Source organism: Desulfomicrobium baculatum DSM 4028 (genome assembly GCF_000023225.1).
Taxonomy (GTDB): domain Bacteria; phylum Desulfobacterota; class Desulfovibrionia; order Desulfovibrionales; family Desulfomicrobiaceae; genus Desulfomicrobium; species Desulfomicrobium baculatum.
The window spans coordinates 197,486-213,281 of record NC_013173.1 but is presented as its reverse complement, the minus strand read 5'-3'; the positions used below and the strand labels follow the sequence as shown (position 1 = coordinate 213,281).

12 protein-coding genes are annotated in these 15,796 nt (G+C 62.2%); 11 read left to right on the top strand and 1 reads right to left on the bottom strand.

Annotated features, from left to right (window positions below; translation table 11 throughout):
• Positions 1 to 297 precede the first annotated feature (297 nt).
• From DBAC_RS17535 to DBAC_RS00890, 4 genes are all read left to right on the top strand, one after another.
• Positions 298 to 2,811 carry an ATP-binding protein gene (locus DBAC_RS17535; RefSeq protein WP_012805393.1) on the top strand — a complete coding sequence of 838 codons (2,514 nt, stop codon included), beginning with the start codon at positions 298 to 300 and terminating at the stop codon, positions 2,809 to 2,811.
• Between the two features lie 107 nt (positions 2,812 to 2,918).
• Positions 2,919 to 3,926 (top strand): ABC transporter substrate-binding protein, encoded by a 1,008-nt coding sequence (locus DBAC_RS00900; RefSeq protein WP_012805392.1) that lies wholly within the window; start codon positions 2,919 to 2,921, stop codon positions 3,924 to 3,926.
• Complete coding sequence (locus DBAC_RS17530) at positions 3,916 to 6,192, top strand: ATP-binding protein (protein WP_012805391.1); 2,277 nt, start codon at positions 3,916 to 3,918, stop codon at positions 6,190 to 6,192. Before DBAC_RS00900 ends, DBAC_RS17530 begins: the two co-directional genes overlap by 11 nt.
• Positions 6,193 to 6,422: 230 nt before the next feature.
• Positions 6,423 to 6,692: a hypothetical protein gene (locus tag DBAC_RS00890; RefSeq protein WP_012805390.1), complete on the top strand. Its 270-nt coding sequence runs from the start codon at positions 6,423 to 6,425 to the stop codon at positions 6,690 to 6,692.
• On the opposite strand, the gene DBAC_RS00885 is transcribed toward DBAC_RS00890, so the two are convergent.
• Positions 6,686 to 8,587 (bottom strand): molybdopterin-dependent oxidoreductase, encoded by a 1,902-nt coding sequence (locus DBAC_RS00885; RefSeq protein WP_012805389.1) that lies wholly within the window; start codon positions 8,585 to 8,587, stop codon positions 6,686 to 6,688. The two genes, DBAC_RS00890 and DBAC_RS00885, sit on opposite strands and share 7 nt — an antisense overlap.
• Before the next feature lie 116 nt (positions 8,588 to 8,703).
• Between DBAC_RS00885 and DBAC_RS00880 the strand changes: the two genes are divergently transcribed.
• The 7 genes from DBAC_RS00880 to DBAC_RS00850 all read left to right on the top strand — a co-directional run bounded on the left by DBAC_RS00880 (position 8,704) and on the right by DBAC_RS00850 (position 15,614).
• On the top strand, positions 8,704 to 9,165 hold the full coding sequence (locus DBAC_RS00880) for a LexA family protein (protein ID WP_012805388.1): 462 nt from the start codon (positions 8,704 to 8,706) through the stop codon (positions 9,163 to 9,165).
• Complete coding sequence (locus DBAC_RS00875) at positions 9,166 to 10,437, top strand: Y-family DNA polymerase (RefSeq protein WP_012805387.1); 1,272 nt, start codon at positions 9,166 to 9,168, stop codon at positions 10,435 to 10,437.
• A gap of 24 nt (positions 10,438 to 10,461) precedes the next feature.
• Positions 10,462 to 11,352, top strand: a complete 891-nt coding sequence (uvsE, locus tag DBAC_RS00870; RefSeq protein WP_012805386.1) for a UV DNA damage repair endonuclease UvsE — start codon at positions 10,462 to 10,464, stop codon at positions 11,350 to 11,352.
• Between the two features lie 92 nt (positions 11,353 to 11,444).
• Positions 11,445 to 11,777 (top strand): PilZ domain-containing protein, encoded by a 333-nt coding sequence (locus DBAC_RS00865; RefSeq protein ID WP_012805385.1) that lies wholly within the window; start codon positions 11,445 to 11,447, stop codon positions 11,775 to 11,777.
• A gap of 308 nt (positions 11,778 to 12,085) precedes the next feature.
• Entirely contained in the window at positions 12,086 to 12,925 is an 840-nt protein-coding gene (locus DBAC_RS00860) for an HPP family protein (RefSeq protein ID WP_012805384.1), read from the top strand.
• A complete protein-coding gene (locus tag DBAC_RS00855) occupies positions 12,915 to 15,044 on the top strand; it encodes a molybdopterin-containing oxidoreductase family protein (RefSeq protein WP_012805383.1) in 2,130 nt (709 codons plus the stop codon). Before DBAC_RS00860 ends, DBAC_RS00855 begins: the two co-directional genes overlap by 11 nt.
• A 12-nt stretch (positions 15,045 to 15,056) precedes the next feature.
• The gene (locus tag DBAC_RS00850) at positions 15,057 to 15,614 is read left to right on the top strand and encodes a 4Fe-4S dicluster domain-containing protein (RefSeq protein WP_012805382.1); all 558 of its coding nucleotides are present in this window, start codon (positions 15,057 to 15,059) and stop codon (positions 15,612 to 15,614) included.
• Positions 15,615 to 15,796: the final 182 nt, after the last annotated feature.

The window sequence follows — 15,796 nt, the reverse complement described above, 5'->3', positions numbered from 1 at the left end:
GCATCAATGAACCGCGCGTTTCGGCGGCCATCATCTCCACCGCAGGAAACCAGGGGCCTGGATGTTCATCCTGGTCCCTTTTTTGTTGTTTTCACTGGAATAAATCGCGCGTTGATTGATATTTTCCGGAAATGATGAAACAAAATGGAAAAACCGAATCTTCCCGGCATGGGTCTTGATAAGGTTGTCAAACCCAAACTTAGGCATCACCCATGAAACCGGCTGCCCAGCGGCCACTCCACCCATAACGCCAGCGAGTTGCGGATGCCCTCTCACCTCCCGTCGGATGAACGCTGCATGGCCGGAAATACCGGACCGGCAAGAGACAAGACATCAGTGTTGATCGACAGCCTTCCCGGAATGGCCTTTCGCCGCCACAACGACGCGGAACTGGGCATGGACTTCATCTCGCAAGGTTGCCAGGGCCTCACGGGATACAGCGCGGAGGAGTTGCTTAGCGGCGGACGGCTCTCGTTCAATGATCTCGTCCTGCCCGAATACATGCCTGAAATCCGGAAAAGCTGGAAAGAAGGCATAAAAAATCACGCCCAGGTGCAGCTCGAATTCGAGATCATGACCGCCGACGGACAGCCCAAATGGGTCTGGGAAGTGGGCGTGCCCGTGCCGTCCTGCAACGGCGAGATAACAACTCTTGAAGGGCTGATTATCGACATCACGCCGCGCAAGCTCGCGGAAAAAAATTCCCTCTTGCGGGAAAAGGCCCTGGAGCTAGCGGCCACCACATCTCTTGAGCTTCTCCTCGAACCCGACCTGGAGCAGTCCATGGCCAGGATCCTGGCACGCCTGGGTCAGGGTACGGACACGGACCGCGTGTACGTTTTCAGAAACCACCCCGAGACGGATTCCGGCACGGTGCTGACCAGCCAGATCTACGAATGGACGCGGGACGGAATTCCGACCCAGATCGACAATCCAGACCTCCAAAACCTGCCCATGAACGACGTGACCCCCCGCTGGTTGGCGGAGTTGCGCGCCGGACGCTCCATCAAGGGGCTGGTCCGCGATTTCCCCGCGGATGAAAAAGAAATCCTCGAACCACAAGGCATCATCAGCATCCTGGTGGTGCCCATCCAGTTGCACGGCACGTTGTGGGGATTTCTCGGCTTTGACTCGGTGCGCGATCCCCGCTCCTGGACGCCCATCGAGGAGCATGTCCTGAACATCGTCTCGGCCAGCCTGGGCGCGGCCATCGCCCGCCGTCAGGCCCAGGAGGAGCTTGCGGGCAGCAACCGGACGCTCTTGACCATCCTCGACAGCCTGCCCGTGGATGTCTACGTGGCCGACCTCAAAAACTATCGCATCCTCTTCATGAACCAGTATATGAAAGACAGCTTTGGACGCGACTGTACCGGGGAGCTCTGCCACACAGCGTTCAACCACGAATCCGCGCCCTGCGGCCACTGCACGAACAGCAGCTTGCTTGACGAAACGGGCCGCCCCAAAGGAGTCATCGCCTGGGAATGCTTCAATCCCGTAACCCGCAAATGGTACAGGAACTTCGACCAGGTCATCCCCTGGACCGACGGACGCCTCGTGCGCATCGAAATTTCCATGGACCTGAGCGACCGCAAGCGGGCCGAAGAGGAAATCCTGCGGGCCAGGGATCTGGCCGAAGCCGCGAACTGCGCCAAGTCCGAATTTCTGGCCAACATGAGCCACGAAATCCGCACGCCGCTGAACGGCGTCATGGGCATGCTTCAACTCCTGCAGCTCACGAAACTTGATCCAGTGCAGGAAGACTACACGGACACGGCGATCCAGTCCTGCAACCGGCTGGTCCGGCTCCTGACCGACATTCTGGACCTCTCGCGCATCGAAGCGGGCAAGCTCAGCATCCAGAGCGCGCCCATGGAGCTGTCCGAAGTGCTGCGCCAGACCGGGGACCTCTTCTCGCCCACCGCCAGGGAAAAAGGCCTGAAGCTCCGCTTTGACGTGGACCCGGCCATCCCCAGTCAAATCCTCGGAGACGCGACGCGGCTGCAGCAGGTCCTCAGCAACATGGTCGGCAATTCCCTCAAGTTCACCCACTCGGGCGGCGTAACCGTCGACGCCTCTCTGCTGCCCTCCGTGCACGGCGGGCAGTGCCGCGTGCTCTTTTCCGTCGCCGACACCGGCATCGGCATCCCCGACGACAAGCTGGGCAACCTTTTCCAGCCCTTCTCCCAGGTTACGGAAGGCTTCACCCGCAGCTATCAGGGCGCAGGTCTTGGCCTGTCCATCTGCAAACGCCTGGTGAGCTTCATGGGCGGCAACATCTCCGTTGTCAGCGAGCTTGAGGTGGGCACAACCATGTATTTCAGCGTCACCTTCGGCGCCGCCGCACCGAACACCGCGTCCACGCCTGCCCGCGAATCCTTTTTTGCTCCCGCTCTGGACGGTTTGAACGTGCTCATGGCCGAAGACGACCATTTCAGCGGCATTCTGGGCGTGAAGCTCCTTGGCGCTTTCGGGGCCTCGGTCAGGCATGTGCAGAACGGACGGCAGGCACTTGAGGCCCTTAGGAGCGAACCCTTCGATCTTGTGCTCATGGACGTGCAGATGCCGGTCATGGACGGCGTCGAGGCCACGGTGCGCATCCGTCATGGCGATGCCGGAGACTGCGCGAGAAACATCCCCATCATCGCCATGACCTCCTACGCCATGGACGGCGACCGGGAAAAATTTCTGAAAGCGGGCATGAACGCCTATGTGTCCAAACCTGTCGATATCAAGGAACTGATGAGCGCCATTTCGGAAATGCTGCACCGGGAAAGCGCGAAAAGGTCGGACACGGCGAAAGGCAGGCATTGATTTCCAGAACCTTCCCGGCGGGAAGCACGCAAAAACGCGCGCCGGACAGACGCTGCAAAACCTCCGGCGCATATTGCGGGCAACGACATTGTGTGACAGAAAAAAATATGTCTCGGAAAATCCCGCACATCATCCTTTTGGCCTTCCTCGCGGCCCTGTTCCCTCACCTCGGCGAGACTGGCGGCAATACCGGCAAAAAGGTCCTGATCGTGCACAGCTACGACCGTAATTTCACCTGGACCGCCGACATCCATGACGCCCTGGAAAGGATGCTTTCCAGGCATCAAATCGAACTGCGCACCGTTTTCATGGACACCAACGTCAACCGCATCAAAGGCGACGAGACCAGACTCACCGCCGCAGGACGGATCGCGACCGAGACGATGCTCAACTTCAAACCGGACGTGGTCATCACCAGCGACGACGATGCGCAGCAGTATTTCGCGGCGCAATTCGCCGGCAACAGCTCGGCTCCGGCCTTCGTCTTCTGCGGGGTCAACCAGGATCCGGCGCAGTATGGCTATCCGGCCGTCAACGTCACGGGCGTGGTCGAGGAACTCGCCTGGGGCGAAAGCCTGAAGCTGCTGCGCCGCCTGCGTCCGGACATCCGCAAAATCCTGGTGCTCCTGGACTCCCGGCCCTCAAGCCTTGCAGCGGTCCGTTCGATGCGCGCCTCGACCCCGGCAGACATCGAAGCCGAGTGGATCATTGTCGACACCTATGAAAACTGGCGGCAGATCCTGAGCTCCAGCGGCTCAACCCACGACGCCCTCGCCATCCTGAACTACCACAACCTGACCGATGCCGCGGGACAGGTCGTCCCAGACCACGAAGTCATGCGCTGGACCCGGGAGAACGTGGTCCTCCCCTCCGTGGGTTTTTTCGACTACACTGTCGCCGACGGAGCCCTCTGCGGCGTGATCCAGACAGGATTCGAACACGGAACCCTGGCGGGGGGCATGGCCCTGCGCATCCTGAACGGCGAGCGCGTCGCGGATATCCCCAGCGTAGGCACGACGCGGGGGCTGACCATGCTCAACATGAAAATAGCCAGAAAACTGCGCATCGACATCCCGGAAGGTCTCCTTCAGGAGGCGACGGCACTTGTGGAATAAAGCCTTTTCCCTGCTGCTGATGCTGCTGGGCCTGAGCGCTCTCTGCGCGCAGGCCCAGACCGTCCCCGATATTCTGGTCATTCACTCCTACAATCCGGGCCTGAGCTGGACCGACGACATACATCAGGGCATCGTCGAGACCTTTTCCGGATCCGGCAAGCCCTGGTCGCTCAGCACCGAGTACCTGGACGCCAAACGCTACCCGCAAGAACACATTCTTTCGATGCAGTCGGAACTGATCGCAACCCACGTGCGCGATCACGCCGTAAGCGCGGTGATTGTCTCCGATGACGCGGCGTTCAGCTTCGTTTTGCGACACCGCGACAAGCTCTTTGAAAACGTGCCCATCATCTTCTGCGGCGTGAACAATTTCCAGCCGGAAATGCTTGGCGACGCGGAAGGCATCACAGGCGTATCGGAGATAATCTCCGCGCGCGAGACACTGGACGCAGCCCTGGCCCTGCACCCCGATACGCGCAACGTGGTCGTCATCGGAGGATCTCTTTCGAGCACGGACAGGTCAAACCGCAGCCAGTTTCTGCATCTCATGCCTTCCTATGCCGGAAGGCTGCGCTTTCACTTCTGGCAGGACATCCCCACCCCGGCCCTGCTGGAAAAAGTCGCGGCCCTAAGCCCAAAAACACTTGTCTTTCTGGGCAACGCCATTGCAGGACTGGATGGCCGCATGCTTGATTTCGGCCCCAGCGTGGCCCTGGTCAGAGCCAACACGCAGAGCCCTATTTATGGATTCTGGGATTTTTTCCTGGGACACGGCATCGTGGGCGGCAAATTGGTCAACGGCGCCGAACACGGCAGAATCGCGGCCCGCATGGCCCTGCAAATCCTGGATGGGACCGCGCCTTCAGCGCTGCCCGTAGTCAAGGAAATCGCCAATCGATTTCTCTTTGATCACCGGGAGCTGACGCGTTTCAACCTGGACGAGAAGGCCCTGCCCAAAGGCTCCGTCATCGTGCATCGACCCCGAAACATCTTCGAAGCCAACAAGCGGCTCTTCCTGATCTTCGGGAGTATCGTCATCGCCCTGCTGGTCATCATCATCTCCCTGACCCTGGTTGTGCACATCCGCAAACAGACCCTGCTGCAACTGCAATCGGCCAGGCGCAAGGCCGATGAGGCCAACGAGGCCAAAAGCCTTTTTCTGGCGCACATGAGCCACGAAATCCGCACTCCCCTGACCGGGATCATGGGGCTGGCCGAGCTGGCCATCGGCAATCCCGGCAACCCGGGCGTGCAGGAATATCTGACCCTTATCCGCCAATCCGGACAGAATCTGCTGCACATCATCAACGACATCCTCGATTTCTCGAAAGTCGAAGCCGGAAAAATCGAGCTGCAAAAAAACCGCTTCAACGCCAGAAGCATGCTCGAAGCCACCATCGCCTTCTTCAAGCCCGGCATTCGGGAAAAGGGCGTCACCCTGTCCCTTGTCCTTGCTGAAGAGTTGCCGCAGGCCGTGGTCGGCGACGAGAACAGGATTCGCCAAATCTTCTTCAATCTGGTCGGCAATGCGGTCAAGTTCACGGAAAAAGGAAAGATCGAACTGCGTCTGACCGGGCTGACTTCCGAAGAAAACAGCGCCCGCATGATGCTCCATTTTGAAATAATGGACTCCGGGTGCGGCATCCCCGCAGACAAGCAGGACAGTATCTTCGAGCGCTTCACCCAGGCGGCGCGCTTTCCGACCAGAACCTATCAGGGCACGGGGCTGGGGCTGGCCATCGTCAAGCAGCTCATCGAGGCCATGGGAGGCTCCATCGGGGTGCGCAGCACGGAAGGGGTGGGAACCACCTTCTTCTTCAACATCCCGGTCGAACGGGCGCTGCCGGAAGAGCCCGCGCAGGACCCGGACCTGGGCGACGAATTGCTTGTGCAGGGGCTGTCCGTCCTCGTGACCGAGGACAACCCCATCAACCGCCTCTTCCTGCAAAAATCCCTCGAAAAACTCGGACACCGGGTCATCTGCGCCGTCAATGGCCAGGAAGCGCTTGATCTTCTGCAAACGGCCACCGTGGACTGCGTGCTCATGGACATCCAGATGCCGGTCATGGATGGAAGCATGGCCACACGGCATATTCGGGAAAGATTCGGGCACAGCCTGCCCGTCATCGCGCTCACGGCCCACGCCCTACACGGGGACAGGGAAAAGTATCTGGAAGACGGGTTTGACGAATATCTGGCCAAACCCGTCTCCATCAAGGACCTGACCAAGATCATCGCTCGCGTATGCGGCAAAAAATCGTCTTGAACGGCCGGCTCTGCAGGCTTACGCGCCGATATATGTCGAAGTTTCACGCACCGGCGGCCTGAACCGAACGCCTCCAGTTGCAAACGCGCCGAACCGGAGCGCCATAAATCGTACCCGCCACGAGCCGTGGCGGATATTTTCTCTTTCCAGAAAAATAAAACCGCGATACTTCGCGAAAAGCACCGGCCCCAAAGGCCTCCCGTCAAACCATCAACCAGGGAAAGCAGTCCATGCGGCCCAAGATCAGAACCGGCTATCCCGTCACCATTCATGGCCAGGCCTTCACCAAGGTCGGCATCGTCTGTGACGCCTCCGCCTACGACACGCGCAGCACCGTGGAGGTGGTCTATGTGGACGCGGCCTTCAAGGCGCGGCGCACGATCGTGGCATGGAGGGGCGACCGCTTCGAATGGAGCGAACCGTCCTACCCGGGCGTCAATGTCGAAAACGACCCCGACTACGAACTCTACGTGACCACGGTCAAGAACGGCCGCTACTGACCCCTGCGCTCCAGACGGCAGCGCTGCTCATAGTACGCGCCGACCCCGCCCATGTCCGTCTCCACGAACCCGATGATACGATTCACCCCGCCTCCCAATTTGCCCCACGGCCCACGCCGGTAGACCGCGCAATCCGGGTGCATGGACTCGTCCGCCGCGAACAGCACCGCGAGCCGTCCGAGCGCCGTGACCAGCCAACCCGCTCCGGGTTCGATGCCGAGCCCCTCAAGGGTGCGCGGGTGCACGCTCACCACGGGCTCGCCGGTCTGATCCTCGGGCAGGATCTGGGAATGGACGAAGCGGCGGTTGATGAGCGTCAAGAGCTGCAGGGGATAGCCGTCGTCCATGGTCGTCATCGGCGGGTCCAGACGGGGCGGCAGGCGGTAGAGACCGTCCGCGTGCCCGAAGCGCAGGCCCTCGAAGGCCACCGGCCCGTGGGTGGAACGGACATACCCCCGGCTGCGCAGCTCTTCGAGACTCCCATTCAGCGTGGAGGAACCGAGCGCCTGGCGCAGGGCCTCCTCGGGCCCTGGCAAAGTCACCGGGGGAGAGAGCCGGGCCCCCAGATCGGACAAAATCCGGTGATCCGTGCGCACGCCCTGCGGCGGCTCCACGGCCTTGGCGCTCAGCTGCACGTACTCGTGCAGGAAGGAGCCGACGACATCCTCCTGTTCGAGCATCAGCGCCACGGGCAGGATCAGATCCGCCACCTCCGCCGTGTCCGTCATGAAGGCGTCGGCGACCACCACAAAATCGAGCCCGGCCAGGGCGCGGGCCACCTCGGCCGCCTCCGGGAACTGGTTGGCGGGGTTGATGCATTCGATCCAGGCCATGCGCACGGGAGGGTCGGCGCGGCGGAGTTCCCGGGCCAGGTCGGGCATGAGCAGGGTCCGGCCGTACGCCGTCTCCGTCTTCCAGGGCAGCTCGAAGTTGGCCATGGAGCTTAATCCGTAGTAGGTCCCGCCGCCGCTTCTACCCACCTGGCCCGAGAGCATGGCCAGGGCGTTGATGAAGCGCACGTTCTGGCCGCCGAAACAATAGCGTTGCAGCCCCCAACCCAGAAGCGTGGCCACGGGCATGGGCCCGGCGTAATGGTCCGCCAGCAGCGCTACATCCGCAGGCGTCGCCCCGCACCACTCCAGAAGCTCCGGCCCGCACCCGGCGAGCAGCTCTTCGAAGCCGGCAAGGTCGCGGCACGCGGCCCCCACCTCCGGCGCGATTCCCTGGCGGCGCAGCACCTCGCGCAGCACGGCCGCGGCCAGGAAACGGTCCGTTCCCGGCCTCACGCGCACGAAATGGTCCGTGAAACCTTTGGCTGTGTCCTCTCCGGGGGCGATGGTCAGCACCGGCACGCCCTTCTTGCGCAGGGCGCGGACCAGGGCCGCCGTGTGCACCGAGCCACGCGCCAGGTCGCGGCCCCAGTTGACCAGGGCCGACGTGTTCAGAATGTCCGAAATGTCGTTGGTGCGCAGGCAGCCGAAATCTTCCGTGCACGCCGCTATCCCGGCCTCGTCGCACAACGACCCGTGCAGGCCGGAGGCTCCCAGCCTGCGAAAAAAAAGGTTCGACAGCGCCTTGATCACGCCCCGGTTGCCCGAACCGCGCACATGCAGGATGGAGCGGGGCTCGTCCCGGTACAGGGCGATCTTCTCGGCGCACAGCCCCATGGCCTCGTCCCAGCTTATGTCCTGCCAGCGCCCGTCCACCTTGAGCCGGGGGGAACGCAGGCGGTGCGGGCTGATCTGGCGTCTGCGATGCACGTCGAGCTTGGGGCAGGCAAAGCCGCGCGTGAAGGGGTGGTCCGGATTGCCGCGCAGACGCAGGCCATCCACGCCGCTTTCGGCCACAAGGGAACAGGCATCGGGACAATCGAGGGTGCAGGCGGTGATGGTCATGTATTCTCCCTTGAGGACACGCAGTGTAGCGGTTCCCGGTTCGTGTTTGCCGTCTGTCGAGAGCAGTACTAATCCCGGCGTTGACGGAAGCCAAGACGGGAGGCAATGGTTCATGCATGTCAAACCTTCTTCAGCTGAGCACCCCCAGCCGCGAGCGGCTCGAAATCCTGGGCCGCGCCGTCAGTGAGCCACGTCACGGCACGCCCCTCTATCTGGACCGCATCTCGGCCGGTTTTCCGTCTCCGGCCGACGACTACATCGAAACGGCCCTGGACCTGAACACCTATCTGATCCGTAACCCCGCCGCCACATTCATGGTCCGGGTCAGCGGAGATTCCATGACCGGCGCGGGCATCAGCGACGGCGACGTCCTGGTCGTGGACCGCTCCGAACAGCCCGCCCACGGCAAAATCGTGGTCGCGGTGCTGGACGGGGAACTGACGGTCAAACGCCTGGTCATGAAAAACGGGCAGACCCTGCTCGCCCCGGAAAACCCCTGCTACCAGCCCATCACGGTGACCGAAGGCCAGGACCTGCACGTCTGGGGCGTGGTCACGGGTGTGGTGCGGAAGCTCTAGATGCGCGACTTCTACCTCATGGTCGACTGCAACAATTTTTATGCGTCCTGCGAGCGGGTCTTCGACCCGAGCCTTGAAGGCAAGCCCGTGGTCGTGCTCTCCAACAACGACGGCTGCGTCATCGCCCGCTCGAACGAGGCCAAGGCCCTGGGCGTCGTGATGGGCGAACCGGCCTACAAGCGCGAGGCCTTTTTCAGCCGCAGCGGCGTGCACGTCTTCTCCTCCAACTACGCACTCTACGGCGACATGTCCGCGCGGGTCATGCGCATCCTGGCGGGCTTCTCGGAGGAAGCGGAAGTCTATTCCATCGACGAATGTTTTCTGCTGCTGCGGGGTTTCAGCAGCGCCTCCCTGTTGCGCACGGCGAAAGAAATCCGCCGCACCGTGCGGCAATGGACCGGCATCCCGGTCTGCGTGGGTATCGCCCGGACCAAGACCCTGGCCAAGATCGCCAACCGGCTGGCCAAAAAGGAAAGCGGCGACGGCGTGCGCCTTCTGGAAGACGAGGAGGATATCGACCGGGTCCTGAGCGGCCTGGAAACGGGCGACATCTGGGGCATCGGCCGCAGGAGCGCGCGGCGTCTTGGCGACTGCGGGGTGCGTACCGCGCTGGAGCTGAAAGGCCGGGACGACGACTGGGTCCGACGCCATCTGACCGTGACCGGTTTGCGCACCGTGCTGGAGCTGCGCCAGATCCCGTGCATCGCCCTGGAGGACGCCCCGCCCCCAGCCCGTTCCCTGGTCTGCTCACGTTCCTTCGGCACGCGCATCGAGAATCTCGCGAGTCTGGAGGAGGCGGTCTCGGCCTACGTGCAGCGGGCCGGGGAAAAACTGCGCCGCAAGGGACTCGTGGCCGGAGCCGTGCAAGTCTTTCTGGAGACAAACCGCTTCCAGCCCGGGCCCCAGTACGCCGGAAGCCGCTGCCGCGCCCTGCCCGCGCCCACGGCCGACACCCTCGCGCTGCATGGCCCGGCCCTTGAAATCCTGCGGGACATCCACAAGCCGGGCTACAGATACCAGAAGGCGGGCGTGATCCTGCAGGACCTCTCCCCGGCCACTGGCCGCCAGCTCTCCTTCCTGGAGCCCCACGGAGAGGAGAAAACCAGACGCGACGCGCTGATGCGGGTCATGGACCGCATCAACACCGTCCATGGCCGGGGCACCCTGACCCTGGCCGCCTCCGGCCTTGGGAAAAAGGAATGGCACATGCGCCAGGAGCGCCGCTCCCCCAGCTATACCACCTCCTGGGCCGAGCTGCCCGTGGTTCATTAATCCTCTTCACCCGCAAGGAACATCATGCGTTTCGGATTGTGCTGCCTCTTCGTGGCCGAAAAAATTTCCTTTCGCGCCACCACGGCCAAGGTTCTCGGCGCCATGGATCGCAACGCTGCCCTGGCCAAGGTATCAGGCATTTGCCTGCACAACGCGGACAATCTGCTCCTGGCCGTGCGGGCGGCGCAGCGGCTCGGCATCGGAGCCTTCCGCATCAGCTCTCCCCTGTTTCCGCGCATGACCCACCCCGAAGTCGGCTACGCCCTGGAAGACCTGTCCCAGGCCGAAACCATCGCCGCGCGCATGTCCGCCGTCAGAACGTTCGCGCAGGTACACGACATCCGCCTGAGCTTCCATCCGGACCAGTTCGTGGTCCTGTCCTCGCCCCATGCTCACGTGGTCGCAAACTCCGTGCGCGAACTGGAATACCACGCCCTGCTGGCCGAAATGGTCGGCGCGGACGTCATCAACATCCACGGCGGCGGGGTCTATGGGGACAAGACAGCAGCCCTGGCCCGCTTCGCCGAAGCCTTCAAGCGCCTGCCCGAAAACGTGGCCGCGCGGCTCTCCGTGGAGAACGACGACGTGAGCTACACCGTGGCCGACCTGCTGCCCCTGTGTACGGAGCTTGGCCTGCCGCTGGTCTACGACGCGCACCATCATCGCTGCAATCCCGATGGCCTGGGCGTTTGCGAGGCCACGGAACTTGCGGCGACGACCTGGCACGGCCGCGAGCCATACTGCCACATTTCATCCCCGCGCGAGGGCTGGAACGCCAACCAAAGGCCCCACGCCGACTACATCGACCCGGCCGATATTCCGCAATGCTGGCATGGCCGGACCATGACCGTGGACGTGGAAGCCAAGGCCAAGGAACTGGCCGTGGTCAGGCTCATGCATGATCTGAACGTGTAACAGCGATGTTTTTTGTCTTACAGGGCTGGACAAAAGCCGCAGTCCGACTTAACTGTATGACGTTTTCCAGATAAATTCGGGAGGATTCGGTCATGATCAACAAAAGAAGATCGCCACGCAAGGCCAGTCTGGAGCGTTGCAGCGTTGAACTGTATGCATCGTCCAAAGGCCCGTTCGAGTCCCGCATCGTCAACTACAGTGACAGGGGCCTGATGATCGAGATGGACCATCCCCTGACCCGGGGAGAGCCTGTGAAAATCCTCTTCCGTCCCGGAGCCGAAAACGCGCAGCGGCTCGGCGAAACCTACTGCGTAGGCATGGTCCGCTGGTGCGCCCCGCAGGAAGGTCTGTTTTCGAGCAGGTACGGAGTCGGCCTGGAAATGGCCGAGGCCTCCGACAGAAGGAAAAATTTCCGGGCGGCTTGAACGTTGTCTGATTCTGGACGTCAACGACAAATTTAAAAGACCGAATTACGGCCTGTAATTTTTTTTGCCCTGCACCAAACCAATCCCGACATCACCGCGCAATCATCTGAGAAGAAAAGCAGCCCATGACCACATGGCGCTGCTTTTTCTCTTCCATCACGAAGCATTTCTCCCGTCATAACTTCGGATCTCCTGGAACTGCCCGCAACCCCGTAATCCGATAATTTTCCCGGTCGCCTTTACGTCCGGCGGATAATCATCGTATGGGCAATCAATATACGTCCTTAAAATATTGACGGAGACAGGCCATGATCGAAATCCGGCTGGTACTGCCGAACAGGCGCGAATTCAGGCGGGACCTTTATCGGCCCGGAGTCATCTCCCTGTCGAGAATCCTGTGGGGCTCCACGGGTGCGGGGCTGTTTCTGGCGCTCATCGCCCTGGCCTGTGATGCCACCGGCGTGAGCGTGCTCTATCCCCCCCTGGCCGCGACCTGCTTCATCGGCGCAACCTGCACCTACCTGCGCGTGGCCCGGCCCAAATCGGTCATCGTCGGACATTTCATCTCCGCCGTGGGCGGTCTGCTGGGCGTCGCGGCAGGTGAGGCGATGTTTGGCGGCACAAGCCTTGCCATCCCCGCCAAACTCGGCCTGGCCGTCTTTTTTTCGGCCGTGTTCATGCAGATCCTGGACGCCGACCATCCCCCGGCCGCCGCCACCGCAGCCATCCCGGCCATCCTGCCGCTGCCGGTCCCGATTGCCATGCTGCCCCTGCACATGGCCTGGGGCGCGGTCCTGGCCGTGGTCTTCACCGTGGTCTGGAACCGCGTCTGGTTCGAATGCCCGGCCCCGGACGAGGGCTGCCCACGATCATGGCTCAACCTGGGCATGGACAAGCCCGACATCGCCGGCACGGGCATCTGCGTTCTCGCGTCCCTGCTCATGTGCGCCAAGCCGTGGAGCGAGGGCGCTTATACCGCAGGACTCTGGGTCATGTCGGCCGGGCTTGCCGTCATGTCCCTGCATCATTTCTTCGGCGCGCGGGTGCTGGTCGCGCGGACGGATGAATGCCCGTCCGCAGCGCCGATATCGGGCAGATCCGGGCCCATTCCCGGGTCAAACACGAAGGAGGAAAAACATGGACAGTAAATGGATTCCCACCGTGTGTTACCATTGCAAGGCCGAATGCCCCATTCTGGCCCGGGTCGAGGACGGGGTGCTCAAGGAAATCCGGGGCAACCCCAAGGCCAGGGGCAAGGCCTGCGTCAAGGGAATGGCCGGAGTTTCGCTGGAGTACAGCCCCGACCGCCTGACCCGGCCCCTGAAGCGGGTCGGCAAGCGCGGCGAAGGCAAATTCGAGCCCTGCTCCTGGGACGAGGCATTGCACGCCATCACCGGAAAGCTCTCAGACCTGCGCGACCGTGGGGATGCGCACAAGCTCACGGCCAGCTTCTTCCCCCACTCCATCACCGACCCCAAATGGCGTTTCCTGAATGCCTACGGCGGCTTCATCAACACGGCCCTGCCGCACTGCGACTCGGCCAAGATCGTGGCCTGCATCAAGGCCATGGGCGGCGTGCCCAATCATCACATCCCGCCTAATTTCGCTTCCGTGCCGAGGGGCGGGGTCATCATCCTGGCCGGCCGCCACGCCATGGGCTGCCTTGATGACGCGGCCGTACCCCGCGATATTTTGAACGCCAAGGATCGCGGCGCCATCCTCGTGGTCATCGACCCCATCTTCACCGCCGACGCGGCCAAGGCCGATTGGTGGATCCCCATCAGACCTTCGGGGGACACGGCCCTGTTCACGGGCATGACCCATCACATTGTCATGAACGGGCTCTACGACAAGGGGTTCGCTCAGAACTGGATCCGCGAGGGCGACTTCGAAAAGCTCCAGAGCTATCTGGCGGACAAGACCCCCGAGGCCATGAGCAAAATCTGCGATGTCCCGGCCCAGGACATCGTGAAGCTGGCCGAAATGTGCGCCTCGGCACCCTCCGTTGGCGTAGACAGCTTCAAGGGCATCATGCTCGGCCAGGCCCTGGACTTCGGCCATGCCTGGACCAACTTCCTGGCCGTGACCGGCAACATCGACAACCCCGGCGGACAGCCCCTGCCCGACTTGACCCCGCTCTCCCCGGTCCTCCCGGCCCCGACCGGCCCGGACCTGGCGGCAAAGGGGTGGCACCGCACCGGGCCGGACAAGGACACGTTCGGCAAGTATTCCTTCATCATGGAGCCGACTTGGTACGAAGCCCAGGCCATCAAGAACGGCGACCTGAAGGTCCTGATCGTGGCCGAGTGCAACCCGGCCCTGACCGAGATGGGCCAGGAGGAATGGCGCAAGGCCGTGACCATGACGAACGACAAGGGGGAGTATCAGCTTGAAATGCTGGTCAGCTACGAAATCATGCTCTCCGATACCGCGAGGTACGCCGACTATGTGCTTCCGGACAAAAGCTATTTCGAGCGTTGGGAGCTGCTCTTCATGCCATGGTGGTACAACTTCGGCCACGGAGTGGCCCTGCGCCAGCCGGTGGTCGAAGCGCCGGGCGAATGCAGGCACTCCAACGAGGTCTTCATCGACCTCGGCAAGCGTCTGTGCCCCGAATACTTCGCCTTCAAGGACGACCTGGAATACTACGATATCCAGCTGGCGAGCCTTGACCTGTCCGTGGACACGTTGCGGGAGATGGGCGGGCTCTGGTCGCCCGGAACCACGGGCTTTCGCAAATACGAACAGAACGGTTTCGGCACCCCGAGCAAGAAGGTCCAGCTGTATTGGGAGGACCTGGAGGACGTGAACCAGGCCATGCCGCGCGTAGGTCTGGCCCCGGAATACGAGGCCGACGCCGGGGAATTCCCCTACATCCTCATCTCCTACCGGACCATCTTCCACCAGGGCTCAGGCCAGTGGACCCACAACAACCCGCAGCTGCGCGACCCGGTGGGCGGGCTCATGGAAAATCCGCTACTCATCAACACGGCCACGGCCAAGAAACTCGGCATCGAGGACGGGGCATTGGTCAGCGTGCGCTCCCGTACCGGCACGCTCAAAGTCCGGGCCAAATGCACCGAGCGCATCCGGCCTGACTGTCTGGGCCTGCATCACGGGTTCGGCGCCACTGTCGGCCGGGTGGCGGTGCTTGGCGAAGGGGTCAGCGACAACATCCTCATCCCGGACTCGGGCATGACGCTCGACTGGCAGGATGTCGTCGGCGGAGAATCGCACGTGTCCACCCGCGTCACCGTGGAAGGATGAAGGAGGCAAACCATGAAACAATTAAGTCTCGCCATTGACCTGGACCGCTGCATAGGCTGCAAGACCTGCGTGGCGGCCTGCCGCAACTATCACGGCCTCACAGACCACGCCACGGACGCGCCGGGCATGATCCCCTATTACCTGCGCGTGGAAAGCGACCGCCAGGGCACCTACCCGGACATCGCCATCCGTTCCTGGGTCATGCCCTGCCAGCACTGCAAGAACGCAGCCTGCATCAAGGCGTGCACGACCGAAGCCATCGTCAAAGATACTGAGACCGGCATCGTGCGCATCATGGCGAATAAATGCCGGGGCAGCCGCGACTGCATCGAAGCCTGCCCATACGGAGTCATCCAGTTCGACGCGGCCAGAAACAAGGCCCACAAATGCGACCTGTGCTGGGACCGGGTGCATGTGGGCGAAAAGCCGGTCTGCGCCGAGGTCTGCCTGACCGACGCCATCCGCTTCGGAGAAAAGGAAATCCTGAAAATGGAGCTCGAGGCCGAGGGCAAGGAGATCGTGAAAAAGATGAGCGCCCAGTCCATGCTCTACTTTCGCACGCCCAAATAAGGATCGGCCAGAAAACAGAATTTGGAAGGGTCGGAAGCTCAGGCTTTCGGCCCTTCCAGGCTTTTCATGCCCGTATTCCGACCAGCGCATTGACCCTGCCTTGTTTTGGTTCCTATAGTGACGTCTCACGTCGCGCGCCCTCTCCCTGGGAAGGAGCGGCCGCACAACCTTTTCAAGGACCA

What these genes read in the sequence shown, in the direction of transcription:
- DBAC_RS00855 (WP_012805383.1), top strand. Translation starts at nt 12,915, where the DNA reads ATGGACAGTAAATGGATTCCCACCGTGTGTTACCATTGCAAGGCCGAA.
- DBAC_RS17535 (WP_012805393.1), top strand. Translation starts at nt 298, where the DNA reads ATGGCCGGAAATACCGGACCGGCAAGAGACAAGACATCAGTGTTGATC.
- DBAC_RS00850 (WP_012805382.1), top strand. Translation starts at nt 15,057, where the DNA reads ATGAAACAATTAAGTCTCGCCATTGACCTGGACCGCTGCATAGGCTGC.
- DBAC_RS00875 (WP_012805387.1), top strand. Translation starts at nt 9,166, where the DNA reads ATGCGCGACTTCTACCTCATGGTCGACTGCAACAATTTTTATGCGTCC.
- DBAC_RS00865 (WP_012805385.1), top strand. Translation starts at nt 11,445, where the DNA reads ATGATCAACAAAAGAAGATCGCCACGCAAGGCCAGTCTGGAGCGTTGC.
- DBAC_RS00860 (WP_012805384.1), top strand. Translation starts at nt 12,086, where the DNA reads ATGATCGAAATCCGGCTGGTACTGCCGAACAGGCGCGAATTCAGGCGG.
- DBAC_RS00880 (WP_012805388.1), top strand. Translation starts at nt 8,704, where the DNA reads ATGTCAAACCTTCTTCAGCTGAGCACCCCCAGCCGCGAGCGGCTCGAA.
- DBAC_RS00900 (WP_012805392.1), top strand. Translation starts at nt 2,919, where the DNA reads ATGTCTCGGAAAATCCCGCACATCATCCTTTTGGCCTTCCTCGCGGCC.
- DBAC_RS00890 (WP_012805390.1), top strand. Translation starts at nt 6,423, where the DNA reads ATGCGGCCCAAGATCAGAACCGGCTATCCCGTCACCATTCATGGCCAG.
- DBAC_RS00885 (WP_012805389.1), bottom strand. Translation starts at nt 8,587, where the DNA reads ATGACCATCACCGCCTGCACCCTCGATTGTCCCGATGCCTGTTCCCTT.
- uvsE (WP_012805386.1), top strand. Translation starts at nt 10,462, where the DNA reads ATGCGTTTCGGATTGTGCTGCCTCTTCGTGGCCGAAAAAATTTCCTTT.